Below are 21,156 nucleotides of genomic sequence, written 5' to 3'. Positions count from 1 at the left end.
GCTTGCCTGCGATAGCGATTTAAATGGTTACACAGCCTCCCGATAGGGGTTCCTCGGATCCTGGGTCCAGTTGAGAAACGGCTTGCCAGTGTCCATCGGCACCATCTCGATGCAATCCGCCACCGGGCAGGTGATCTGGCACAGGTTGCAGCCCACGCATTCGTCGTCGATCACTTGGTACACGTGGGTGCCATCGGCCTGCTTGAGGCTGGCAATCGCCTGGTGCGAGGTGTCTTCACAGGCAATATGGCAACGCCCGCAGCCGATGCATGCGGCCTGGTCAATCTTGGCGATGACCTGGTAGTTGATGTCCAGGTACTTCCAGTCCGTGGTGTTGCCCACCGCGCGCCCGGAAAAATCCTGCAGGCTGCTGTAGCCCTGGCTGTCCATCCACCGCGACAAGCCATCCTTCATCTCGTCGACAATCCGAAAACCATGCAGCATCGCCGCCGTGCACACCTGCACTGCACCGCAGCCCAGGGCCACGAATTCTGCGGCATCGCGCCAGTTGCCGATGCCGCCGATCCCACAGATCGGCAGGCCCTGGGTCTGGGGATCGCGGGCAATTTCGGCGACCATGTTCAAGGCAATCGGCTTCACCGCCGAGCCGCAGTAGCCGCCGTGGGTGCTTTGGGTGCCGACGATCGGCAGGGCGACCATGCGCTCCAGGTCGACGCTGGTGATGGAGTTGATGGTATTGATCAGCGACACCGCGTCGGCGCCCCCGCGATACGCGGCACGGGCGGCCACGCGAATATCGGTGATGTTGGGCGTGAGCTTGACGATCACCGGCAGCGAACAGTAGGTCTTGCACCAGCGTGTCACCTGTTCCACGTACTCTGGCACCTGGCCCACGGCCGCGCCCATGCCCCGTTCCGGCATGCCGTGGGGGCAGCCGAAGTTCAGTTCGATGCCATCGCAACCGGTGGCTTCTACCAGGGGCAGAATGTTTTTCCATGACTCTTCGACGCACGGCACCATCAACGACACAATCAGTGCGCGGTCCGGCCAGTCCTTTTTCACCTGGGTGATTTCCCGCAGGTTGATCTCCAGGGAGCGGTCGGTAATCAGCTCGATATTGTTGATACCCAGCACTTCGCGGTTGGCGCCAAAGTGCGCCGAATAACGGGACGAGACGTTGACCGCCGCCGGGTCCTCACCCAGGGTTTTCCAGACCACGCCACCCCAGCCGGCCTCAAAGGCGCGGACCACGTTGTAGGCTTTGTCGGTGGGTGGCGCAGAGGCCAGCCAGAACGGGTTGGGGGCTTTGATACCGGCGAAGACAATCGAGAGATCGGCCATTTACGCAGCCTCCACGTTGAGCATGAGTTGAGCGTGCATGGCCTCGGCGGCCAGCTTGCCGTGTTGCACGGCCTGGACGGTGAGGTCTTGCCCGAGGCTGATGCAATCGCCGCCGGCATACACGCCGGGGATGCTGGTTTGCAGCTGCGCATCGACAAAGATCCGTTCACCCTGGCGTTGCAGTTGCTGGGCCAGGGGATCGTGCAAGGCCTGCTCGTCGAAGCCTTGGCCGATGGCCTTGAAGATCGCATCGGCCGCCAGCTCGAAGGTTTCGCCGGTGGTGTGCAGCCGGCCGTTTTCCAGGCGCGTGCGGGCAAAGCGCATACCGCGTACCTGGCCGTGGTCGTCCAGCAGCACGGTGTCGGGTTGGGCCCAGGTCAGCAGGCGGACCTGGTTGGCCTTGGCGATCTCCTGTTCATGGTCGGTGGCGCCCATGTCGGCAAGGCCACGGCGATATACCAGGTTGACGTCCCGCGCGCCCAGGCGAGCCATTTGGACGGCCATGTCGATGGCGGTATTGCCGGCACCGAGCACGATGCAGCGGTCGGCCAGGGGCAGTTGGCTGAGGTCGTCGGCCTGGCGCAGCTCACGGATGTAGTCGGTGGCGGCGAGCAGGCCGGGGGCGTCTTCGTGGGGCAGGCCCAGGTGTTTGCTGGCGGCCAGGCCCAGGCCGAGGAATACCGCGTCGAATTGCTGGTGCAGGTCGCTCAGGCTCAGGTTGTCGCCCAGGCGCTGGCCGTGGCGGATTTCGATGCCGCCGATCTGCAAGAGGAAATCCAGCTCCTGCTGGGCGAAGTCATCCACCAGTTTGTACTTGGCGATCCCGTATTCATTGAGGCCGCCGGCTTTTTCCCGGGCTTCGAAAATCACCACGTCATGCCCATGCAAGGCACTGCGATGGGCGCAGGACAGCCCCGCAGGCCCGGCACCGACCACCGCGATGCGCTTGCCGGTAGGGGCGGCGCGCTGGAACGGGTGTTGCTCAAAGTGCGCGTTGTCGATGGCATAGCGTTGCAACAGGCCGATCAGCACCGGGGCGCATTCGTCGCTGTGGTTGCGCACACAGGCCTGCTGGCAGAGGATTTCTGTCGGGCAGACCCGGGCGCAACTGCCGCCGAGGATATTGGCCGAGAGAATCTTCTGCGCCGCGCCCTGGACGTTGTCGGTGTGGATATTGCGAATGAACGAGGGGATGTCGATCTCGCTGGGGCACGCGTTGACGCACGGCGCGTCGTAGCAATACAGGCAGCGCGAGGCTTCCAGGTGGGCCTGGCGGGCATTGAGGGGCGGTGCCAGGTCGGTGAAATGGCTGGCGAGGGTCGCCCCATCTTCGTTGGGGTGGGGGAGGTGGTTCAGGGTCTGGATCACGGTAAGGGCCTCACGGTTTTTTTGCCTCTGGCGGGCATTGGTTTTTTGTTGTTTGCACTGGCCTCATCGCGGGCAAGCCTGCTCCCACATTTGATCGGGTTCACCTATCAACGGGTGGCAGCTGGCTTGCCTGCGAGTGGCGATTTCAGCGGTTTATCGCGACTGGCCTGGAATGCTCGGCCCGCTTGCGCAGCTGCTCGAACACCGCCGGATACGCCGGCCGTTCGACATAGCGCCCGGCACCACGCTCGGCGCGCAGGTCGCCATCGACCCACACCAGCTTGCCCTGGCTGATGGTGTGGCTGGGTACGCCGCGTACGGTCTTGCCTTCGAAGATATTGAAGTCCACCCGCTGGTGGTGGGTCTTGGCCGAGATGGTCCGTGTGCCCTGGGGATCCCACAGCACCAGGTCGGCATCGGCACCGACGCGGATCGCCCCCTTGCGTGGGTAGAGGTTGAAGATTTTTGCGGTGTTGGTGGAGGTCAATGCGACAAACTCCTGCATCGACAGGCGCCCGCTGTTGACGCCTTCGTCCCACAGCAGCGCCATGCGGTCTTCGATGCCGGCGGTGCCGTTGGGGATCTTGCTGAAGTCGTCACGCCCGGCGGCCTTTTGGTCGGCGCAGAAGCAGCAGTGGTCGGTCGCGGTGGTGTGCAGGTTGCCCGATTGCAGGCCGCGCCACAGTGCGTCTTGATGCCCGCGGGGGCGGAAGGGCGGGCTCATCACGTAGCCCGCTGCGGTTTGCCAGTCGGGATGCTGGTACACGCTGTCGTCCAGCAGCAGGTGCCCGGCCAGGACCTCGCCGTAGACCGCCTGGCCCTTGGCGCGGGCGTAGGTGATTTCGTCGAGGGCTTCCTGGGTCGAAACATGCACCAGGTACAGCGGCGTGCCGATGGTTTCGGCAATCCGGATCGCCCGGCTGGCCGCTTCGCCTTCCACTTGTGAAGGGCGCGACAGCGGATGGGCTTCGGGCCCGGTGATGCCCTGGGCCATCAGCTTGCGTTGCAGGTGATACACCAGCTCGCCGTTCTCTGCATGCACGGTGGGCACTGCGCCCAGTTCCAGGCAGCGTTCGAAGCTGGCGACCAGGGTGTCGTCGGCGGCCATGATCGCGTTCTTGTAGGCCATGAAGTGCTTGAAGCTGTTGATGCCGTGGTGGCTTACCAGCTCGGCCATTTCCTCGCGCACCTGTTCGCTCCACCAGGTAATCGCGACATGAAACCCGTAGTCGGCCGCCGACTTCTCGGCCCAGCCGCGCCACTGATGGAAGGCCTCCAGCAACGACTGCTGCGGGTTGGGAATCACGAAGTCGATGATCGACGTGGTCCCGCCCGCCAGGCCTGCTGCCGTACCGCTGAAGAAGTCCTCGCTGGCCACGGTGCCCATGAAGGGCAGTTGCATGTGGGTATGGGGGTCGATACCGCCGGGCATCAGGTATTGGCCGCTGCCATCGAGTATCTCGGTGCCGGCGGGCACCTCCAGATCAGTGCCAATAGCGCGGATTAGACCGTCTGCGCACAAGACATCGGCTGGATAACTTTCATCATGGGTAACAACGGTGGCGCCGCGGATCAACAGAGACATGCCGAGTTCCTCAGGGGCTTGACCGGCTTATGCCAGTTCTAAGTGTTGTAGTTCTGCTCACCGTACAGAATCTATTCTTGTCATCGGTGACAGGAATAGAAACTAGCCCGAGTTTTTCGAATGATCAAGATTATTTTTTATAAGTATATATCCGTAATAACTCGTTGATTTACAAGAATAAAAACTGAAAATCACCAAAATGTAGCGACCTCTCACCATTTTGACGCACTTGACAGGTTCCCAATATGAGCAACATTTCCTATTGCAAATCAGACGCTTGAGAGTTGCCTCTTGACGGCAGGCAGTAATAAAAATAATTGTGTTGCACCAGATTGAGTCCTGATTGTTCGGACAACTTCTGCGTTATTTGGCCTGAGTAACGTTGAAAGTGCCGTGGGACTTTTCGGTAAACAAAATAAAGCTGATAAACATCAGCCAGTTATATAAGCGGTACGGATGCGGTGAAGGTGTGCGGCACGGTAATTGAGTGCGCTGCCGGTTGGCCGGGTCCGTGATGTCATGTTGTCCATGCGGGACTGCGGCCATCCAGCGTTGAACGCCGGATGAGCAACAATAATTCAAAAAAACCGTGGAGCGGCCATGCAACAGAACAGATCGCAAGTCATAGAACGCGACGGCCTGTATGAACTCGACGCCGGCAGCGACGTCCTCGACAGCCCCCGTTACAACCACGATATGGCACCGACCAAGGTGCACGAACGAACCTGGAACAAGTGGCACATCACCGCGCTGTGGGTCGGCATGTCGATCTGTGTGCCGACCTACACCCTGGGCGGGGTGCTCACCGCGTACTTCGGCTTGTCGGTGGGCGAGGCGCTGGTGGCGATCCTGCTGGCCAATATCGTGGTGCTGGTGCCCCTGACGCTGAATGCCTTTCCGGGCACCAAGTACGGCATTCCGTTCCCGGTGCTGCTGCGTTCATCCTTCGGCATCCTTGGTTCCAATGTGCCGTGTCTGATCCGGGCGCTGGTGGCCTGCGGCTGGTTCGGTATCCAGACGATGTTCGGCGGGCTGGCGATCCACTTGTTCCTCGGTTCGATCTTCGAGGGCTGGAAGAGCCTGGGCGGCACCGGTGAGGTGATCGGCTTCATGATCTTCTGGGTGCTGAACCTGTGGGTGGTGCTGCGCGGTGCCGAGTCGATCAAATGGCTGGAAACCCTGTCGGCACCGCTGCTGGTGGCCGTGGGTATCGGCCTGCTGGTGTGGGCGTTGCCCAATGTGTCGCTCAGCGAGTTGATGGCGATCCCGCCCAAGCGGCCAGAAGGGGCGAGCCTGACGGGGTACTTTATGGCCGGGCTGACCGCGATGGTCGGGTTCTGGGCCACCTTGTCCCTGAATATTCCTGACTTCAGCCGTTATGCCAAAAGCCAGAAGGACCAGATCCTGGGGCAGATTTTCGGCCTGCCGCTGACCATGTTCCTGTTCGCCGCCCTGGGCGTGATCATGACCGCCGCCTCGGTGAAACTGGTGGGGGTCAGCGTCTCCGACCCGGTGACCCTGATCGGGCACATCCAGAGCCCGGTGTGGGTCGCGGTGGCGATGGCGCTGATCATCATTGCCACGCTGTCGACCAACACGGCGGCCAATATTGTCTCGCCCACCAACGACTTCCAGAACATCGCGCCCAAGCTGATCAACCGCACCACCGCCGTGATACTCACCGGCCTGGTGGGGCTGGCGTTGATGGCCCACGAACTGCTGAAAAAGCTCGGCCTGATCGTGTCCGATGTCAGCCTGGAAACCGTGTATTCCAATTGGTTGCTGGGTTATTCGAGCCTGTTGGGGCCGATTGCCGGGATCATGGTGGTGGACTATTTCCTGATCCGTCGCCAGCAACTTGACCTGGCGGGGCTGTACCGCGATGACGTGTACCCGGCCTGGAACGTGGCGGGTTTTATCGCTTTCGGTGTGCCGGTGGTGCTGACCTTGCTGTCGTTGGGCAGCGATGCCTTCAGCTGGTTCTACAGCTACGGCTGGTTTACCGGATCGGCATTGGGCGGGGTGTTGTATTACGGGCTGTGCAGCAAGCGCAAAACCAGTCCTATCGCCGCTAAATTTCCGTCGTAAATGCGGTCAATGTGGGAGCTGGCTTGCCTGCGATAGCGGTGGTAACTGACCCGCCGCCATCCCAGGCAAGCCAGCCCCCACGGATATCGCGCCGACTCAAACAATAATATTGCCTGAGGAGATCCCCATGAACGCTGCCATCGACGTTCTGCAACCCACCCATCAGCACATCAACCGCGACCGCCTGTGGCAGTCGTTGATGGACCTCGCCAAGCTTGGCGCTACCCCCAAAGGCGGTGTGTGTCGCCTGGCCCTGACCGACCTTGATCGTCAGGCCCGGGATCTGTTTGTGCAGTGGTGCGAGGCGGCGGGGTGCACTGTGACCGTCGATGGGGTGGGCAATATCTTTGCTCGCCGCCCGGGGCGCAACCCGGCGCTGGCGCCGGTGATGACCGGCAGCCATATCGACACCCAACCCACTGGCGGCAAGTTCGATGGCTGCTTCGGTGTACTGGCGGGTGTGGAGGTGTTGCGCACGCTCAATGACCTGAAGATCGAAACCGAGGCGCCGCTGGAGGTGGTGGTGTGGACCAACGAAGAAGGCTCGCGCTTCCCACCGTGCATGATGGGCTCCGGGGTGTTCGCCGAGAAATTCACCCTGGCAGACACCCTGGCCAAGACCGACGCCGAGGGCGTCACGGTGGGCGATGCACTGAATGCGATTGGCTATGCGGGCACCCGGCCGGTCAGCGGGCATAAGGTGGGGGCCTATTTCGAAGCCCATATCGAACAGGGGCCGATCCTGGAAGACGAACGCAAAACCATCGGCGTGGTGCTGGGGGCGCTTGGCCAGAAATGGTTCGACCTGACCCTGCGCGGCGTTGAGGCTCATGCCGGGCCGACGCCGATGCATCTGCGCAAGGACGCTCTGGTCGGCGCTTCGGCAGTGGTGGCTGCGGTCAACGCCGCAGCCCTCGGCCATCAGCCCCATGCCTGTGGCACCGTGGGTTGCCTGCAAGCCTACCCGGGCTCGCGCAATGTGATCCCCGGCGAAGTGCGCATGACCCTCGACTTCCGCCACCTGGAACCGGGGAGCCTGGATTCGATGATTGCCCAGGTGCGCCAGGTGATCGACGACACCTGCGCCAAGCACGGCCTGACCTTCGAAATGGTGCCCACCGCCGATTTCCCACCGCTGTATTTCGATAAGGGCTGTGTCGATGCAGTGCGTGAGGCGGCCAATGGCCTGGGGTTGTCGAACATGGATATCGTCAGTGGCGCCGGGCACGACGCGATCTTCGTCGCTGAACTGGGGCCGGCGGGGATGATATTTGTGCCGTGTGAAGGCGGGATCAGCCATAACGAGATCGAAAATGCGGCACCGGATGACCTGGCGGCGGGGTGCGCGGTGTTACTGCGGGCGATGCTGGCAGCGTCAGTTGCGGTCGCTCGCAAACAGCTGGCCTAGATCTGTAGGGGCCGGCTGCCTGCCGGCTCCTGGCTGGGCTCAGGCGTGATGCGCGACTGGCTTGTGGCTCTTGGCGTGTGCAGCGGGTTTGGGTTGTGGATGATGGTGCCGGCGGGTCACGCGCAAGACCCCCCACAACATGGCGCCGGCGACGGCCAGCCAGCTAAGCACCAGCATGAAAATCGTGGTTGTCAGGCTCATAAGTGCCTCCTTTTGCCCTGTGCAGGGCACTCACTGTCTTTGCAATGGACAGTCTAGCTGCCTCCCGGTTGCGTGCTATTGACCAATGGTCGTGTACATCCAACTTGTTTGCTCTATGCCGGGCTTTTTACTGTGGCCCAAGGCTATACCCGCGTCCCCGGGCGCCCTATGATCAACGCCCCAGCCCGCTGATGATCAAGAGAGTGAAGAAGTTGCGTTTACGGTCGAACCTCAAAACATCCTTGTTGGTGGCTGCCTGCGTCCTCGGCTTGGCCGCGTGTGCGGGGCATCCCACTCCCTCGAACCTCCGCGGTTTGCCCGAGCGCGTAGAGCTCAACGGGGTGCCGGCGTTTCGCGGTGACACCTATCAGGGTGGTCCGGCCGCTTTGGCTAGCATGCTGTCGCAACAAGGCATTGTGATTACACCGGGGTTGCTGGATAAGCCATTGCACTTGCCGGGCGGTGAAGCCGACCTTGAGCGCAATATGCAGGTACTGGCGCGTGAGTACGGGATGCTGGTGTATCCGCTGGACCCCAAGCTGACCGCGCTGTTGGCGCAGGTGGCGGCGGGCTACCCGGTGATGGTGCGGATTACCGAGGGCTCGACGCTATGGGCCGAGCCGCGTTATGCGGTGCTGGTGGGGTTTAATCAGCAAAACAGTACGGTGGTGTTGCGAGTTGCCAGGGACCGGAGGCGCCCAGTGGCGTTCAGCGACTTCGAGTCCGCCTGGAAAAGCGCCGGCCAGTGGGCGGTGCTGGTCCAGCGGCCAAGCCAGTTGCCGGCCAACCTGGATGCGGGTAGGTGGCAGCAGGCCGCCAACGCCACGGCCCAGGCCGGCCAGGAACAGGCGGCCGCCCAGGCACTCAAGGTGATGGCCGAAAGGCCGAAGCAGCCATAATGCAAACGGCGCCCGAGGGCGCCGTTTTTTGTGCCTGTCAACCGTGCCTCAGTGGGACTGGGCGACCCCGGTCTGGCGGGCCTTGAGGTTCTTGTCGGCCTTGTATTGCAGGGCTACGTCCGGCACCGAGCCGCTCTTGCCGGTTTCAATCCACTTGCGAATGCGGCTGGCATCGGCAAAGTGTGTGAACTTGCCGAAGGCATCGAGGATCACCAGCGACACCGGGCGATTGCCCATGCTGGTCACCAGCACCAGGCAGTGGCCGGCCTGGTTGGTGAAGCCGGTCTTGGTCAGCTTGATATCCCAGTTGGCACGGTTGACCAGGTGATCGGTGTTGGAAAAGCCCAGGGTGTAGTTGGGCTTGCGGAACGACACGGTCTTTTCCTTAGTGGTGCTCAATTGCGTGAGCATCGGGTACTTGCGCGCGGCCTGCACCAGCTTGCTCAAGTCGCGGGCGGTAGACACGTTATGGATCGACAGACCGGTCGGCTCGACATAGCGCGTGCTGTTCATGCCCAGGGCCTTGGCCTTGGCGTTCATCGCGGCAATAAACGCGGCATAGCCGCCCGGATAGTGATGGGCCAGGCTGGCGGCGGCGCGGTTTTCCGAGGACATCAGGGTAATCAGCAACATCTCCTTGCGCGGCATCTCGCTGTTGAGCTTGACCCGCGAGAACACCCCTTTCATTTCCGGGGTGTCGCTGATGTTGATGGAGATGTACTCGTCCATATTCTGCTTGGCGTCCAGCACCACCATGCCGGTCATCAATTTGGTGACGGAAGCAATCGGCACCACTACGTCGGGGTTGCTGGCGTAGATCACCTTGTTGGTTTGCAGGTCCACCAACATCGCGCTGCCCGAAGCGATGTGCAGTTGCGAGGTGTCCCGTGGGGCCAGGGTGGTTTCGCTGGCGTTGGCGACGGTGCCGGCGAATGCGAAGAACAGGCTGACAAGAGAAAGACGAATATTCACGCGGATGAACTCGCTAAAAGGTAGAAAAATACCGGGTGTGACCGGCTATATGAAAAATGACGTTACATATTATTAGTATGGATCAGAAACTGATAGAGAGCCTTTACATAAAGGCTATAAGCCGATGATTGGTTAGGGTTGTACCAATTTTGTACCAATCATGGATTGTTCAAGCTTTCCAACTTCTGACCAGTCGGTAGTTGACGACAACCATTTGGCATAGGTTGTCAGAAGCACTTGGACACTGTGTCCAAGCTGGTCCGCGATGAATGCCGGGTTCATGCCGGCCATTAGGCACATAGTGGCATATGTGTGGCGGCAGTTGTACTGAGGCCGTGGGGCTATTTCCAGGGCTTCCAGAGCCTTGACGAACTGGTCACCTGACCGGTTTGCCCATCGGATAAACTCCGAGCCTCCCGATGGTGGAAACACGTACGGCGACTCCTTGCTCACTCTTCGCCGCTGCGTCGCCCTGGATTCCGCAATCTGCCGGGCCTGCTCAAGTGCCTTCAGGGCACGACTGTTGAGCATCACCGTTCTTGCGTACTTGGTCTTAGTGCGCTCTTCTACCTCCCCATCAACAACGATTCGGCAAACGTGCGCTACGCGCTTTTGTTGGTCGACCTCTTCCCAGCGCAGCGCCGCTAACTCCCCAGTCCTCATCCCACTGTAAAAGGCGAATTCAAAGTAGGCTGCATAGATCCGTGCCGCTGGCTTTTGAAAGTTCGCATACATCCATTCAATGATTGCGTCCGCTTCCTCGCTTGAAAACGGCTCTACCTGTTTCCGCACCTTCTTGGGCAGTTTTATGGGCGTGGCCGGGTTCCGATCTATCAACTCGTCCTGGACAGCAGCTTTTAGCAGGGATGTTACGCGGGAGATTGCCTCACGCTTGACTGACGGGGACTCCCACACCGTCCGGCTGATTACTTTGCGCAGGACCATTGGCGTGATTGCGTTGATAGGGAGCTGGCCCAGCCAAGGCATCCAGTAGGCGTTGATCGTTGCCAAGTAGTTTCTACGTGTCCCAGGTACGATCTCCAGACTATTGATCCATGCTTGGGCGTATTCGCCGAAGGTCATCACCAGCGACATCGGGGTGTAGCTGGAGTTTGGGAACAGTTCAGCATATCGCTGATCATCCAAAACCCCATGTTTCGCCAGGCTGATTACTTGATCACGTAGATCGGCTGCCGCCTTGATGCCTTTTGGTGTTTGGGGATGTGCGAGAGTCTCGCAGCGCCGCTCCCCTCGCCAAGTAAAGCGAATTCGGACTGACTGGCCGGCAAACTCAACTCCTGCGGGCAGGCCCATTGGCTTTCTAGCCATGTCTCATATCTCCTGATGCTGTAAAAAATCCTGCCATCTATCTTGTTCCAGACACCTTCTGGGATTGCCCCACGGTCGCGCTTTCCCTCCAGCGCCCGCTTGGTGGTACCGATGATCTCGGCCATTCGCGCCTCTGGCACTTTGTCGAGTTGAAACGTTTCCGGTCTTTCCTGGGCCTCTGCCATTAATGCCTCCCGCCGCCCGCTGTAGGCCGCGCTGTCTTGATGATGTGGATGATGAAACCGAAGGTGAGCAGCGCCCAGGCAACTGAGCCGGCGAATGCTGCGATCAGGGTCTGGTCGGTACCGGTGGAGAGCAGCTCCGGCACCTGCCAGAAAAACCAGAAGGTGGACCCCGCCACGTACAGCACGATGGCCGTGATGAGCAGGGTAAGTTTCGTTGCGTACATGGGGTGTCCTTGCCGCGCTGGGCAGCAGAAGTTGATAGCGAAGTGCCTCGATGGCGAAGGGTGCGAAAAAGAGCTACAAATACTGTTCAACTTGCTCATGTGTCAGGGAGGGCGCGTGTCACACAATCTCGATGTTCCAGTCGTTCACACCTATCGGGGGCATACGTTGTTTCTCAAGTTCGAATGGAGGCGACCAAACGATGATGTACCCGCATTTGCGAGAATCATTGAGCCGGCATCCGTTGAAGGATTGGGCGAAGTTGCCGCCGAGCTGACGGGCCCATGGCCTGACTATCCGGCGGCGCTGGGTGACGCAATGGCCGCTGCGGAGCGATGGATCGACAGCCAGTTATCGTGAGTTCGCTCACCGGCAGGCATGTAGGGGGGTAGGGTTATTACTGGATGAGTTCGGCTGGAACCGTCACGACCATGCCAAGCTTGTCAGCGACGATGGCGCGACAGATCGCAACCAGTGGCGCTTCAGCCCGCATCCAGTCTGTTGGCTCGTTCGGTCGATTCGGGTGAGCTACCCAGCCACCACGCACCGGGCCAAATCCGATTTTGTGCTTCTCAAGCAAAGGGCCTGCCTGACTCCAGTCGGTAGACGGCGAGTACTTGAGGCTGATTCCGCCAAGCGTTTTACCGGTGATGACGCATTGCTGGAACAACTCAGCCCAGTAGCCCTTTTCATTAGTGGCTCCTGCCACCGCCCAATCCAGAGCCGCCCCGGTCAGATCTTGCGTTTTCACTGCGGTCGTACTCATGGCCTCGGCCCCTTGTAGATGAAGACGTAGGCGAACCAGAGGGGGGGCGATCATGGCGTCACCCGGCTGAACTCGACCACCCATACCCACGGGTTGGCGTCCCAGTTGCCGCCGGTGGAATCCCACAGCTCCTTCCAAGCCGCCGGGTACCAGTCTCGGTAATTCGGTGAAACGTCATCGCTTGCCAGCTCCGGCGGACACTGCAGGCCTTCCGCCCGTATATCGGCGCGGCTGATGTCCTGCAACCGCTCGACGCGAACTTTGGTGATCTCCAGCAGGATGCGGCTGGCCCAGCGCGGCATATGGATCGACGGCTTCCAGGTTGGCTGCTCCTGCTCGTACGGGGTCAGCCCGTCGGCGGCGTAGACCAGTGTCCCGTCTTCGATCGCTTCACCGAAATCCAGGTCATCCGGCTTTAGGTAGGGGCCGCGCATGACTTCAAAGTGATCGCAGTACCAGGTCTCGCGCACCCACAGCCGGTCGCCGGGCTGGCCGTATGGGCAGAAGTAGGAGGGGCCGAAGTACTGCGGCAGCTCGCGATAGAGTTTCCGGCATTCACTCGCACTCAGCGAGCCCTCAAGGTCTTCCGGGTTGAACCCTACGCGGACCGCCCGCCGGGTGACCGTCTTCCGGCCTTCCAGGATGGCGCGCACCATCGGCGCCGAGAACAGGATGGGGCGTTCTTTGATTGTGGTCATGGCTCTATTCCGTCCCTGCGAGATATGCCGGCTCAGTGGCGGCGGCCAGCCATTCGCGCAAAGTGCCGACGATCTTCGTGCGGTCATCCTCATCGCACCACGGCTTGTCTAGCCATTCATCACTGACCTGCTCAACATCCCAGTCGTCGTAGGCGCCTGGCTCTTCGCCGTTCATTTCCTCGAGCACGCGACGTGCGCCTGCCTCATCTACAGCCGCAACCCAATCGCAGTCGCCGACCATGAAGGCGAGCAATGGAGGTGGTGCAGGTTGGCCGCCGTTCAATTCGAATACTTCTTTTCCATTTTCCACGGGCATGACTTCGTCCTTGCCGCTATAGCGGCTGACTTTGAAGGGGGAGGGGTTACATCAAATCAGTTGTGCCAGTGCCAGCAGGCACCAGCAGTAGGCGGGGAGTTGGGTTTCATGGTTGCTTCCACTCTTCATAGCCTTCGCCATATTCAAAGGCGTAAGTTGCTGGCCATGCGCCGCGAGTTCCCTCATCCACAAACACGTAGCGCATGTCGAATTCGCCGGAGCGATCAGGGACAGATTTGCACCACTTGTGCACGGCGCCGCCAAGATTCCAGCCTTCGTAATCTTTTACGGCCTCAACCATGAACTCGCGCAGGTCGTGGTGACCGCGACTCATCACAATGTAGGTGTCGCTGCCAACGCTATTTACTTCGAGAGGATATTTAAGCATCGCCACCACCCTCTGCTGGCTTGAGTGCGGCCTTGAATTCCTTGGCAGCCGTCAGCTTGCGAGCGAAGTCAAGAAGGTCTTCGGACCACTTACGGCCCACGCCGTCATCGAAAGCAAACAGCATCCCGGCCAGAGCAGTCTCCAGCACATCCGCCCGCTCATCCGCTGCGGTCAGCAGGGCTTGCAGGGCGTCAGCGCGGCGCCACAGGTTGAAGTCTGGGACCGGCTTGCCGGCCATGCGGTGTTCAATCATGGCCCAGACAAGGTGGTACTCCGGCCAGTCGTGCTCGACCACCACGCACTCGCGGCGAGGCAGGTGGGATCGCAGCGAGAACATCGGATCAACCAAGGCGCTGCGATACGCCACAGGAACCTTTTTCAGGTCGCTGCGCTTGATGATGATGTAGCGGTCTTCGCGCTTGAACTCGCTCATACAGCCTCCCTCGTTACCAGATCATGGGCATTCACAACCGTCATGCCGAGGTGCTGGGCAATCAGGACTTCGAGCTGGGCGCCCTTCGATTCTTGCCAGCCGGGCAGGGTGGCCACGGTGTCGCAGTCCATCAGGGCGGCAATGTCGCGGCGCATGCAGTCGTTCCAGGTGCCGCCGTCTGGGTTCAGTTCGGCGGGGTTGGTGACGGTGTGGCCGCCGGCGCGCAGGTTGGTGGTCATGGCGTGGAAGGCGGCGAAGTTGAGGCCGGGCAGGCCGGTCATGGGGCCGCTGAGGTAAATCCGTTTCACGGGGAATCCTTGCCGGGCCATGCCCGGGCGGTGTGGTGCTACGATGGCCCCTTCCTCTAAATGGGCAGGACCATGACCAAGCACGATATTTACGATGAGATCGAAGGCTTTCAGGTTTGGAACTACATGGAGTGCGACAAGGACGAGGAAGGCCGGGAGACCTGGCGTATCAACGTCGAGATAAAGCGCGGTGGTGAGGTGGTGGAGCCGGTTGTTGCAGGTGACCGAACCTATGTTGACCGTGGCCTGGCGCAGGTTGCTGGGCGCGAGGTTGGCGCCAGGTTGATTGCCGGCCGGGCTTAAAGCTGCTGTAGCAGGCGCCGGCCGATCCAGCGAACCACGGTGACGGCCTTGCTGTTGCCGATCGCCTTGTAGCGGGGCCCGTCCGGGCACAAACCCAAAACTCTCCCGCGCCAAGGGATGCGCGTGTAGTCGTCGGGGAAGCCCTGAAGGCGTTCGCACTCCCTCGGCGTGAGGCGGCGCACTGAGCTGGTAAAGGACACTACGTTGGGGCCCAGGGCTGAATCAGTGTTGTCGACCTGCTTCCCGTAGTTGCAGGTCAGCGTCTGGGCCACTTCTCGACATGCAACAATCGGCTGGCCGCGCCCGGTACCGTCCTCGCTACCGTCGAATCCTTCGGCTTTCAGCGTGTGGGTGATGTCCCCGGTGATGCACACGGCGACCTGGCCGCCGGCGTTGGCGTGGCTGCCTGAGTGATTCATTGCGCGCAGCGTAGGTGCGATTGCTCCGGCGTCGGCGCCGTGATCCTTGCAGGAGAAGGCCAATACCGCGTTCTCCTGCCCGTTGTTCCGGCCCAGTGCGTGCGCTTGGCCGATGCTTACACAAGGATCTTGCGTGCCGTGTACTACAAAGGCTTCGCTTTCGAAGTCCATCCTTCCGCTGGCGCTGGCGCATGCATTACGTGCTGGAGCAACTTCAATCGGGCCAGTGGTGTTGTTTCCTCCAAACACTAGGAGGGATTCCCTAGCCTCATGGTCGCCATATGGGTTGGTAGTTAGTGGCGCTGTTACGTGAGGGATGTCGTCGGCGCTATATCCGCCATTCTTTCGAGCGCCACCCGCAATGGTCCCGGCAACGTCTTGCCCCTCGCCTCGGCGCGGCGGAGAATCCCGGCGCACGCCTTCGCGCTCAAAAAGTACCTCGGTGGGATCGAACCCGTCTCGAGCACTTGCGACAACGAACACACGACGGCGTCGTTGGGCCAGGCCGAAATATTGGGCGTCCAGGACCCGCCACGCGATTGTTCTTTTGGGTCCATACACACAACCAGCGTCCTGCCATTTCTTCCCTGGAGGCTGCAGCTCGCAGTCTTCCCCAGCAAGCGCGCCAAGAAAGCATCCGAAGGCGTTCCCTTTGTCGCTGAGGACGCCGGGGACGTTCTCCCAGACGATAACGCTGGCGGGCTTTCGCTGGCCGTCGCGAACATAGTCAACTGCATCTGCAAGCTCCACGTATTTGATGGTGAGGGCGCCGCGCGGGTCGGTAAGGCCTTCGCGCATACCGGCGACCGAGAAGGCCTGGCATGGTGTTCCGCCGACCAGCACGTCCGGCGCCGGGATCTTGCCGGCCAGCACCAGGGCGGCCAGCTTGGTCATGTCGCCGTGATTCGGCACGTCGGGGTAGTGGTGGGCCAGGACCGCCGAGGGGAACGGCTCAATCTCGGCGAACCAGGCGGCGCGCATGCCCAGCGGGTGCCACGCTTGTGTTGCAGCCTCGATGCCGGAGCAAACCGAGCCGTAGGTGATGGTCATGGCAGTTCTCGATGTTTGGGTGAGTTAGGCGGCCTGGTCCTGCGACTTTGCCGGCCACTCCGAAAACCCCACGCGGGGTGCCTTTGTTTTGGCGTTGATGATCGGCTTTCCTTTGGCGTCCACCAGCACGGCCTTGGCCCTGATCTGCATGTCACGGCATCTCAGCGTCTTGCGGGCCAGCTCAATGAACTGCTCGGCGTACTGCGGCGCGTCGAAGAGCGGTGAGAGTTGGCGAACCGTACCCCCCCCCATAATCTTCTCGGTGCGCTTTGCGACCAGCTCCAGCCACTCAGCTTCCGGTATCGGCTCGACGCCGCCAGGCGCCTTGGCATTCTTGCGGGTGCCAGCCGTCTTCTTGCGGGCCTCTGTCTTGGCGACATCGAGGGTCATTCCAAACACTGCAAAGGTGCTCATGGGTTATCTCCAAGCGTGCGCCTGCCTCGCCGGCTGGCGTGATTCGTTGATATGGGGTATTACGGGTGACCGGCATGGAGCCGGATCAGGCGGTGAGGCGTTCGCCAATCACCGTCGTGGTGAACTGAATTGTGTACTCAGTGACAAGCTCGAACTCGCCGCCGCAGGTGTCGCAGGTCATTTTCTTGTCGCCGTAATCTTCAGACTCGATGTGGATGACCGTGGCGCAATGCGGGCATTTGCATTCATCCTGGCTGCGATAGTCCCACTCGTCGTATTCGCTCTCGGCTACCTTGGCCAGCGCCGCGGCTTTCGCAACGGCGTCTTCTGCGTCCTGGCAAGGTTTGCAGGTGAAGCCTTCAGGATGGCCCCACGGTGTTTCCGTGAGCTTCGAGCGGTGGGTGCTGCACAAGCGGCAAACGTTGTGCTTATCGCACACCACGTAGCTGTACTTCTCACCGGTTCCGTTGCACTTGGCGCAACCAGAAACCCAGTACCAGGCGCCTTCGATTCGCTCGGCGTACAGGCCATTTTCCGGGGGGCGCAGGCTGACTTCAGGCAGGTCAGTAGTGGTGCGGTGAAATCGGTGATGATCCGCCCCGTTCCACACGTTGAGACTGCCGTTGCGCTGGCGCTGGGTCCACTCACCCGGTATCTCCGTGATCAGGATCTTGGTGTTTTTGTCCATGGATTATCTCCAGTCAGGCGTCGCCCTCCTACGAGAGCGAGCCGCGGAAGTTTGCGTCGTCAGGCGGCGGCGCGCTTGAGCTGCTCGGTTAGCTGAGTAGGCAGGCCGCGCAATGTCAGCGTGCCTCCGGCCGGGTCAAACTCGATCTTGTCGCCCAGCAGGTGCGCCTCGAAGCTGATCGACAGCCCTTCGGCCCGGCCTGTGAATCGCCTGAATTTGTTGAGGGTCTTCTTGTCCGGCGGCAGGGTCTCAGAAAGCCCGTAGTCCTTCGCCTTGATGAAGTCGTAGAAGTTCTTCGGGCGGTCCTCGTCGATCAACTCTGACAGCTCGCCAAGGGTGATCGGCTCCCCTAGCTTGGCCTGGGCCATGGAGTAGCTGACCAGCGTGTGTGTCTTCTCGCGCGCCGACTCTTCTGGCAGATCCTCGCTTTCAACAAAGTCGCTGAATGCCTTGAGCAGGGTCCGGGTTTCGCTTGGGCCGTCGATCCCTTCCTGGCAGCCGATGAAGTCGCGGAAGTACTCGTTGATCCTGCGACCCTGCTTGCCCTTGATATAGGAGATGTACTGCTTCGACTGCGGGTTGCTCTTCCATTCGCTGAGGTTGATGCGCGCGGCCAGGCGGATGTGATCCAAGTCCAGGCGCTTGATCGTCAGAAGGCTGAGTTCCTCGGTCATGGTCACAGCTTCGGTTTCCTGCACCAGGGCGATGACGAGGTATTCGGTCAGGCCTTGCTGATAGTGGCAGAAGAGGGCGTGCCCGCCGGTGGTGAGGTTCGACTCTTCCATCAGCCTGACCAGGTGCTCGACAGCGATGGTGCTGAACTTGAGGAAGTCACCGACTCCAGCCAGGTACTTGCCGAGCCAGCCGCTTAGTGGGAAGGCGCCTGATTCAGCATGGAAGAAGCCCCAGCCCTTGCCGGCGGTACCGTTGTAGCTTTCGTTGAACTGGTGCATCAGATCATCGCGGGCCTGGCTTTCGACTTGCTCGGCGCCGCCAAGGAACAGAACGGCCGGGGTGCCGTCTGGCTTCTTGTCGATCTTGTGGATTGCGCTGTGAAGTACGGGCATTGCGTTTACCTCAGGTAGGCGCCGCCCTCCGGTTACCGGATGCAGCGAGTAGGGTGAAAAAGAATGAAGCGTCAGTCTGATGGCACTATGATTTGCTACCACTTATGCAAGGAGCGCTTTAGATGCGCCTACTACTACTGATTTCAGCGATAGCCCTGGCCGTCTCCGGCTGTGCCGGCCCAGGTGTAGTTCCGATGGGGCGTGACACTTACATGATTGCGAAGGACGGTAGCTTCTCAACCTTCGGCGGTGCGGCTGTAAAAGCTGAGCTATATCAAGAGGCCGATGCCTTCTGTGGCAAGAAAGGAAAGCAATTGATGCCGGTTAAAGAGGCGTCCAGAGATTCGGGATACGGGCGCTACGCCAATGCTGAGCTGCAGTTCCGATGCCTTGATGCAAATGACCCCGAAATGCGCCGCCCGACCATGGAGTCGGAGCCAACGATGAAAATTAAGGTCGAGTAGCTCCATGCCGCCCGCGCTCAAAGAGTAGGACGGGCTATCAGTCGTTCTCGCCTTCGTCTTCGGCGTTCATTTGAAGTGATTCGGCAAATCCTGCTTGCCGTAATTTGCGCGCTACGTTTTCAGTTATCTCGTAACCGTGGCGCTTAATTTTGAAGAGGGCTTCGGATTTCTTGGGGCCCAGAGAGTGGGCGTGTGCGATCAGTCGCCAGATGGTTGACCGGTCTTTCTTCTCGCCCAGTTCGGCGGTTAGCGCTGCAAGTCGATCACGCATTCCCTGGCGAAAGTAGTGCCGGATGGTGGCGGATGGCCCTTTGACTCTCGGCGGCGCCAGCGGCAGATCCTCGGCCCGGCCATTCAGCACCAGCAGTTGCACCGCCTCGCTGACTTCATCGACCTTATGCCAGAGCATCAACTCGTCGAGCATCTGCCGGGTGCCGTGCGGGACCGTGTGCCGCAATTCCTGCTCGCCCAGCTCCTGCCGCTTCTCGGCAAGCTTTGCCGTGCGCTCCTTTTGTTCGGCTGCCATGGCCTGCCTCTTCTATTCCGCTGGCCGGCAATGCGAGCCAGGTTTGACGTTTGCGTTGCTGGATGCGGGTTATGCGGCGAATGCTCAGGCTCCCAGGCGGTGGGCTTGCGCCCGCGCCTTGTCTGCGACCTCGTCGACCATGCGATTGAGTTCCAGGTTGAACTGGACCAGCTCCTTGTGCAGGTTTGCGATGTAGTTCTCGTCGCGGTAAATCGTCTCGATATAGAGCTGACACACCTCATCCTGACGGGAATCGAACGAAATGAAGTCCCACCACTTGCGACCCGTAACGAACATGCATCCCTGAATCTGAGGGATGTGTTCTTCGGGCATGCCTTCGAGCCAGGTCCTGATGTGAATTGCTTCGTTGAAAGGGCACTTTGATTCAGTGCCGCCGTCATCGTTGATCAGGCCGTCTGGAGAGCAGCCAAGCCAGTCGTACCTGGGGTGGACGATGAATTCGGAGGGGAGGACGATGTTGCCGGTCAGCATCTCGTAGGCGTCCTGGGCCTTTTGCTCTTCAGCGTGCCCCCATTTCAGGGAGGCGCTGCTGACGTTGTGTTTGGACTTCTTTGCCAGCCGCTCGAAGCACAGTTCGCGCATGTAGGAGGTGCGCGCGCCCATCGGCTCGCGCTTCCCATGTTTGTCAGGCTTTCCCCAGGCCAACACGTCTTTAAAGCGGCTGGCTGTCACTCGGCCAGATCGGTCTGCATGCCACTTGTCCGTGCCCTGAAGCTCAGTTCTCACTACGCGGCCTTCTCTGTATGGGGGTGGTCTGCGTTGGAGCCGCTCATGTCGGTGAAGTCAGCATCAACGGTCGCCGCCATGCTCTTGAGTGCTTCGTGGCATTCAAGACCGATTGCCGCACGCTGCTTCGGCTTGAGGCCCGCCCAAGCTGCTGCGTAGGCTTCGATGTCCTGGCGCTTCGCGACGACTAGAAGGTCAGCAAATACTCCGTCGATTTCAGGCGACGGAGATTTAGGCCCGAACGACACTCCCGCCGCGGCAGCGGTGTTCGCAGTCTGTTTGGCGGGGGTGATGTCGATCTCGCCGCCGTACGAATCCTCGAATTCGTCAGGGGTGTAAACACCAAGGATCACGTCAGGGCAGAAGAGTCGCGCCCATTTTTTGGTGACCAGGTATGCGATTTGCTGCTTCGGGTCTTCCGCCCAGAGCGTAGAGTTGCGTGTTCGAACCTGGGTCAGCAACAGCTCAAGAGTGCGCGGTTCGTCTTCGCCTTTGAAGGTTGCCCAGACCTTGATCCCGAGGCCTTTTTCGTCGTCAAAGCTCCAGGCTGGGACACGATACTTTTTGGGCTCGCCTGTATCCTCGTCCTTCTTCGTTTTGCTGGTGACTTCGCGCATCTTCCCGATGACGTTCTCCCAGGATCCGAACCACTCAAAGTTCAGGCGCCCCTTTACCGGCGCCTTGGCGGTGATCACTGCGTTGACGAGCTGGGCCTCATAGCTCAAAGCGCCACCGTTGACGATAAAGGTCTTCTGCGCCACCGCGAATGGGTTCATCTGCCATTGCATTGCTTGTAGCACTACCGCCATACAGTCAGCCTGGTTGCCCTTGAGGTGCTTAGGGACTGTCGTAACGCCCTTCGACATCATCATCGCGAGATCGCTCATCGACTTCATGGTGCCCGGGTCGAGGATGAGTGCTGCCGCGTTATGCGATGGGTCGTGATAGGTGGCGAGGCCGGTTTGTGCTTGGGTTTCTGTGTCGGTCATAGCGCTCTCCGTAACCAGCAT

General features: G+C 60.4%; 26 protein-coding genes. 6 read left to right on the top strand and 20 right to left on the bottom strand.

What is annotated here, in order from left to right; genetic code table 11:
- Positions 1-27: 27 nt before the first annotated feature.
- From preA to hydA, 3 genes are all read right to left on the bottom strand, one after another.
- A complete protein-coding gene (preA, locus tag HBO24_RS21695; RefSeq protein WP_057441482.1) occupies positions 28-1,302 on the bottom strand; it encodes an NAD-dependent dihydropyrimidine dehydrogenase subunit PreA in 1,275 nt (424 codons plus the stop codon).
- Entirely contained in the window at positions 1,303-2,670 is a 1,368-nt protein-coding gene (locus HBO24_RS21690) for an NAD(P)-dependent oxidoreductase (RefSeq protein ID WP_057960080.1), read from the bottom strand. It abuts the gene before it with no gap.
- A gap of 145 nt (positions 2,671-2,815) precedes the next feature.
- Positions 2,816-4,255 (bottom strand): dihydropyrimidinase, encoded by a 1,440-nt coding sequence (gene hydA, locus HBO24_RS21685; protein WP_057441486.1) that lies wholly within the window; start codon positions 4,253-4,255, stop codon positions 2,816-2,818.
- A gap of 600 nt (positions 4,256-4,855) precedes the next feature.
- Here hydA and HBO24_RS21680 point away from each other — a divergent pair.
- Together HBO24_RS21680 and HBO24_RS21675 are read left to right on the top strand one after the other, a co-directional pair.
- Positions 4,856-6,343 carry an NCS1 family nucleobase:cation symporter-1 gene (locus tag HBO24_RS21680; RefSeq protein WP_057441488.1) on the top strand — a complete coding sequence of 496 codons (1,488 nt, stop codon included), beginning with the start codon at positions 4,856-4,858 and terminating at the stop codon, positions 6,341-6,343.
- A 127-nt stretch (positions 6,344-6,470) separates the two neighbouring features.
- Complete coding sequence (locus HBO24_RS21675; protein WP_115128512.1) at positions 6,471-7,751, top strand: Zn-dependent hydrolase; 1,281 nt, start codon at positions 6,471-6,473, stop codon at positions 7,749-7,751.
- A 39-nt stretch (positions 7,752-7,790) separates the two neighbouring features.
- Here the strand turns inward: HBO24_RS21675 and HBO24_RS21670 are convergent, their stop codons facing one another.
- The gene (locus tag HBO24_RS21670) at positions 7,791-7,952 is read right to left on the bottom strand and encodes a hypothetical protein (RefSeq protein WP_170045434.1); all 162 of its coding nucleotides are present in this window, start codon (positions 7,950-7,952) and stop codon (positions 7,791-7,793) included.
- Between the two features lie 212 nt (positions 7,953-8,164).
- Between HBO24_RS21670 and HBO24_RS21665 the strand changes: the two genes are divergently transcribed.
- The gene (locus tag HBO24_RS21665; RefSeq protein WP_057441587.1) at positions 8,165-8,851 is read left to right on the top strand and encodes a peptidase C39 family protein; all 687 of its coding nucleotides are present in this window, start codon (positions 8,165-8,167) and stop codon (positions 8,849-8,851) included.
- Positions 8,852-8,899: 48 nt separating this feature from the next.
- Here HBO24_RS21665 and pbpG read toward each other — a convergent pair whose 3' ends face one another.
- The 3 genes from pbpG to HBO24_RS21650 form a co-directional block, all read right to left on the bottom strand.
- Positions 8,900-9,823, bottom strand: a complete 924-nt coding sequence (pbpG, locus tag HBO24_RS21660) for a D-alanyl-D-alanine endopeptidase (RefSeq protein ID WP_057441495.1) — start codon at positions 9,821-9,823, stop codon at positions 8,900-8,902.
- 132 nt (positions 9,824-9,955) lie between these two features.
- The gene (locus tag HBO24_RS21655; RefSeq protein WP_170060296.1) at positions 9,956-11,152 is read right to left on the bottom strand and encodes a site-specific integrase; all 1,197 of its coding nucleotides are present in this window, start codon (positions 11,150-11,152) and stop codon (positions 9,956-9,958) included.
- A gap of 184 nt (positions 11,153-11,336) precedes the next feature.
- The gene (locus tag HBO24_RS21650; RefSeq protein ID WP_170060295.1) at positions 11,337-11,561 is read right to left on the bottom strand and encodes a hypothetical protein; all 225 of its coding nucleotides are present in this window, start codon (positions 11,559-11,561) and stop codon (positions 11,337-11,339) included.
- 115 nt (positions 11,562-11,676) lie between these two features.
- Here HBO24_RS21650 and HBO24_RS21645 point away from each other — a divergent pair, with 115 nt between their 5' ends.
- Complete coding sequence (locus HBO24_RS21645) at positions 11,677-11,919, top strand: hypothetical protein (RefSeq protein WP_170060294.1); 243 nt, start codon at positions 11,677-11,679, stop codon at positions 11,917-11,919.
- 37 nt (positions 11,920-11,956) lie between these two features.
- On the opposite strand, the gene HBO24_RS21640 is transcribed toward HBO24_RS21645, so the two are convergent.
- The 6 genes from HBO24_RS21640 to HBO24_RS21615 all read right to left on the bottom strand — a co-directional run bounded on the left by HBO24_RS21640 (position 11,957) and on the right by HBO24_RS21615 (position 14,468).
- Positions 11,957-12,325 carry a phage protein NinX family protein gene (locus HBO24_RS21640; RefSeq protein ID WP_170060293.1) on the bottom strand — a complete coding sequence of 123 codons (369 nt, stop codon included), beginning with the start codon at positions 12,323-12,325 and terminating at the stop codon, positions 11,957-11,959.
- Positions 12,326-12,375: 50 nt separating this feature from the next.
- Complete coding sequence (locus tag HBO24_RS21635) at positions 12,376-13,023, bottom strand: hypothetical protein (RefSeq protein ID WP_170060292.1); 648 nt, start codon at positions 13,021-13,023, stop codon at positions 12,376-12,378.
- A gap of 4 nt (positions 13,024-13,027) precedes the next feature.
- Entirely contained in the window at positions 13,028-13,339 is a 312-nt protein-coding gene (locus tag HBO24_RS21630; RefSeq protein WP_170060291.1) for a hypothetical protein, read from the bottom strand.
- Between the two features lie 106 nt (positions 13,340-13,445).
- The gene (locus HBO24_RS21625) at positions 13,446-13,727 is read right to left on the bottom strand and encodes a hypothetical protein (RefSeq protein WP_178124597.1); all 282 of its coding nucleotides are present in this window, start codon (positions 13,725-13,727) and stop codon (positions 13,446-13,448) included.
- Entirely contained in the window at positions 13,720-14,160 is a 441-nt protein-coding gene (locus HBO24_RS21620; protein ID WP_170060289.1) for a hypothetical protein, read from the bottom strand. Before HBO24_RS21620 ends, HBO24_RS21625 begins: the two co-directional genes overlap by 8 nt.
- Positions 14,157-14,468, bottom strand: coding sequence for a DUF4406 domain-containing protein (locus HBO24_RS21615; protein ID WP_170060288.1), 312 nt, complete (start codon positions 14,466-14,468; stop codon positions 14,157-14,159). The genes HBO24_RS21620 and HBO24_RS21615 overlap by 4 nt, the downstream gene beginning before the upstream one ends.
- Positions 14,469-14,540: 72 nt before the next feature.
- Between HBO24_RS21615 and HBO24_RS21610 the strand changes: the two genes are divergently transcribed.
- Positions 14,541-14,771 carry a hypothetical protein gene (locus HBO24_RS21610; protein ID WP_170060287.1) on the top strand — a complete coding sequence of 77 codons (231 nt, stop codon included), beginning with the start codon at positions 14,541-14,543 and terminating at the stop codon, positions 14,769-14,771.
- On the opposite strand, the gene HBO24_RS21605 is transcribed toward HBO24_RS21610, so the two are convergent.
- The 4 genes from HBO24_RS21605 to yejK all read right to left on the bottom strand — a co-directional run bounded on the left by HBO24_RS21605 (position 14,768) and on the right by yejK (position 18,409).
- Entirely contained in the window at positions 14,768-16,240 is a 1,473-nt protein-coding gene (locus tag HBO24_RS21605) for a DNA cytosine methyltransferase (RefSeq protein WP_170060286.1), read from the bottom strand. The genes HBO24_RS21610 and HBO24_RS21605 overlap by 4 nt on opposite strands.
- Before the next feature lie 24 nt (positions 16,241-16,264).
- Positions 16,265-16,654 (bottom strand): hypothetical protein, encoded by a 390-nt coding sequence (locus tag HBO24_RS21600; protein ID WP_170060245.1) that lies wholly within the window; start codon positions 16,652-16,654, stop codon positions 16,265-16,267.
- Between the two features lie 85 nt (positions 16,655-16,739).
- Positions 16,740-17,342 (bottom strand): hypothetical protein, encoded by a 603-nt coding sequence (locus tag HBO24_RS21595; RefSeq protein ID WP_170060285.1) that lies wholly within the window; start codon positions 17,340-17,342, stop codon positions 16,740-16,742.
- Between the two features lie 59 nt (positions 17,343-17,401).
- A complete protein-coding gene (gene yejK / locus HBO24_RS21590; RefSeq protein ID WP_170060284.1) occupies positions 17,402-18,409 on the bottom strand; it encodes a nucleoid-associated protein YejK in 1,008 nt (335 codons plus the stop codon).
- Between the two features lie 122 nt (positions 18,410-18,531).
- Between yejK and HBO24_RS21585 the strand changes: the two genes are divergently transcribed.
- The gene (locus HBO24_RS21585; RefSeq protein ID WP_170060283.1) at positions 18,532-18,873 is read left to right on the top strand and encodes a hypothetical protein; all 342 of its coding nucleotides are present in this window, start codon (positions 18,532-18,534) and stop codon (positions 18,871-18,873) included.
- A gap of 37 nt (positions 18,874-18,910) precedes the next feature.
- On the opposite strand, the gene HBO24_RS21580 is transcribed toward HBO24_RS21585, so the two are convergent.
- The 3 genes from HBO24_RS21580 to HBO24_RS21570 form a co-directional block, all read right to left on the bottom strand.
- Entirely contained in the window at positions 18,911-19,399 is a 489-nt protein-coding gene (locus HBO24_RS21580) for a hypothetical protein (RefSeq protein ID WP_170060282.1), read from the bottom strand.
- Between the two features lie 84 nt (positions 19,400-19,483).
- Positions 19,484-20,146, bottom strand: a complete 663-nt coding sequence (locus HBO24_RS21575) for a YqaJ viral recombinase family protein (protein WP_170060281.1) — start codon at positions 20,144-20,146, stop codon at positions 19,484-19,486.
- Positions 20,146-21,135: a RecT family recombinase gene (locus tag HBO24_RS21570; RefSeq protein WP_170060280.1), complete on the bottom strand. Its 990-nt coding sequence runs from the start codon at positions 21,133-21,135 to the stop codon at positions 20,146-20,148. The genes HBO24_RS21575 and HBO24_RS21570 overlap by 1 nt, the downstream gene beginning before the upstream one ends.
- Positions 21,136-21,156: the final 21 nt, after the last annotated feature.

Origin of the sequence: Pseudomonas sp. WS 5410, assembly GCF_012985645.1 — a bacterium.
Taxonomy (GTDB): domain Bacteria; phylum Pseudomonadota; class Gammaproteobacteria; order Pseudomonadales; family Pseudomonadaceae; genus Aquipseudomonas; species Aquipseudomonas shahriarae.
Note: the sequence above shows the minus strand (reverse complement) of the source record. Positions and strands in the feature narration are given on the sequence as shown.

Excerpts from the sequence above, each read along its gene's own strand:
- preA (WP_057441482.1), bottom strand. The coding sequence starts at position 1,302 with ATGGCCGATCTCTCGATTGTCTTCGCCGGTATCAAAGCCCCCAACCCG.
- hydA (WP_057441486.1), bottom strand. The coding sequence starts at position 4,255 with ATGTCTCTGTTGATCCGCGGCGCCACCGTTGTTACCCATGATGAAAGT.
- HBO24_RS21680 (WP_057441488.1), top strand. The coding sequence starts at position 4,856 with ATGCAACAGAACAGATCGCAAGTCATAGAACGCGACGGCCTGTATGAA.
- HBO24_RS21675 (WP_115128512.1), top strand. The coding sequence starts at position 6,471 with ATGAACGCTGCCATCGACGTTCTGCAACCCACCCATCAGCACATCAAC.
- HBO24_RS21670 (WP_170045434.1), bottom strand. The coding sequence starts at position 7,952 with ATGAGCCTGACAACCACGATTTTCATGCTGGTGCTTAGCTGGCTGGCC.
- HBO24_RS21655 (WP_170060296.1), bottom strand. The coding sequence starts at position 11,152 with ATGGCTAGAAAGCCAATGGGCCTGCCCGCAGGAGTTGAGTTTGCCGGC.
- HBO24_RS21650 (WP_170060295.1), bottom strand. The coding sequence starts at position 11,561 with ATGTACGCAACGAAACTTACCCTGCTCATCACGGCCATCGTGCTGTAC.
- HBO24_RS21640 (WP_170060293.1), bottom strand. The coding sequence starts at position 12,325 with ATGAGTACGACCGCAGTGAAAACGCAAGATCTGACCGGGGCGGCTCTG.
- HBO24_RS21635 (WP_170060292.1), bottom strand. The coding sequence starts at position 13,023 with ATGACCACAATCAAAGAACGCCCCATCCTGTTCTCGGCGCCGATGGTG.
- HBO24_RS21630 (WP_170060291.1), bottom strand. The coding sequence starts at position 13,339 with ATGCCCGTGGAAAATGGAAAAGAAGTATTCGAATTGAACGGCGGCCAA.
- HBO24_RS21625 (WP_178124597.1), bottom strand. The coding sequence starts at position 13,727 with ATGCTTAAATATCCTCTCGAAGTAAATAGCGTTGGCAGCGACACCTAC.
- HBO24_RS21620 (WP_170060289.1), bottom strand. The coding sequence starts at position 14,160 with ATGAGCGAGTTCAAGCGCGAAGACCGCTACATCATCATCAAGCGCAGC.
- HBO24_RS21610 (WP_170060287.1), top strand. The coding sequence starts at position 14,541 with ATGACCAAGCACGATATTTACGATGAGATCGAAGGCTTTCAGGTTTGG.
- HBO24_RS21605 (WP_170060286.1), bottom strand. The coding sequence starts at position 16,240 with ATGACCATCACCTACGGCTCGGTTTGCTCCGGCATCGAGGCTGCAACA.
- HBO24_RS21600 (WP_170060245.1), bottom strand. The coding sequence starts at position 16,654 with ATGAGCACCTTTGCAGTGTTTGGAATGACCCTCGATGTCGCCAAGACA.
- HBO24_RS21595 (WP_170060285.1), bottom strand. The coding sequence starts at position 17,342 with ATGGACAAAAACACCAAGATCCTGATCACGGAGATACCGGGTGAGTGG.
- yejK (WP_170060284.1), bottom strand. The coding sequence starts at position 18,409 with ATGCCCGTACTTCACAGCGCAATCCACAAGATCGACAAGAAGCCAGAC.
- HBO24_RS21585 (WP_170060283.1), top strand. The coding sequence starts at position 18,532 with ATGCGCCTACTACTACTGATTTCAGCGATAGCCCTGGCCGTCTCCGGC.
- HBO24_RS21580 (WP_170060282.1), bottom strand. The coding sequence starts at position 19,399 with ATGGCAGCCGAACAAAAGGAGCGCACGGCAAAGCTTGCCGAGAAGCGG.
- HBO24_RS21570 (WP_170060280.1), bottom strand. The coding sequence starts at position 21,135 with ATGACCGACACAGAAACCCAAGCACAAACCGGCCTCGCCACCTATCAC.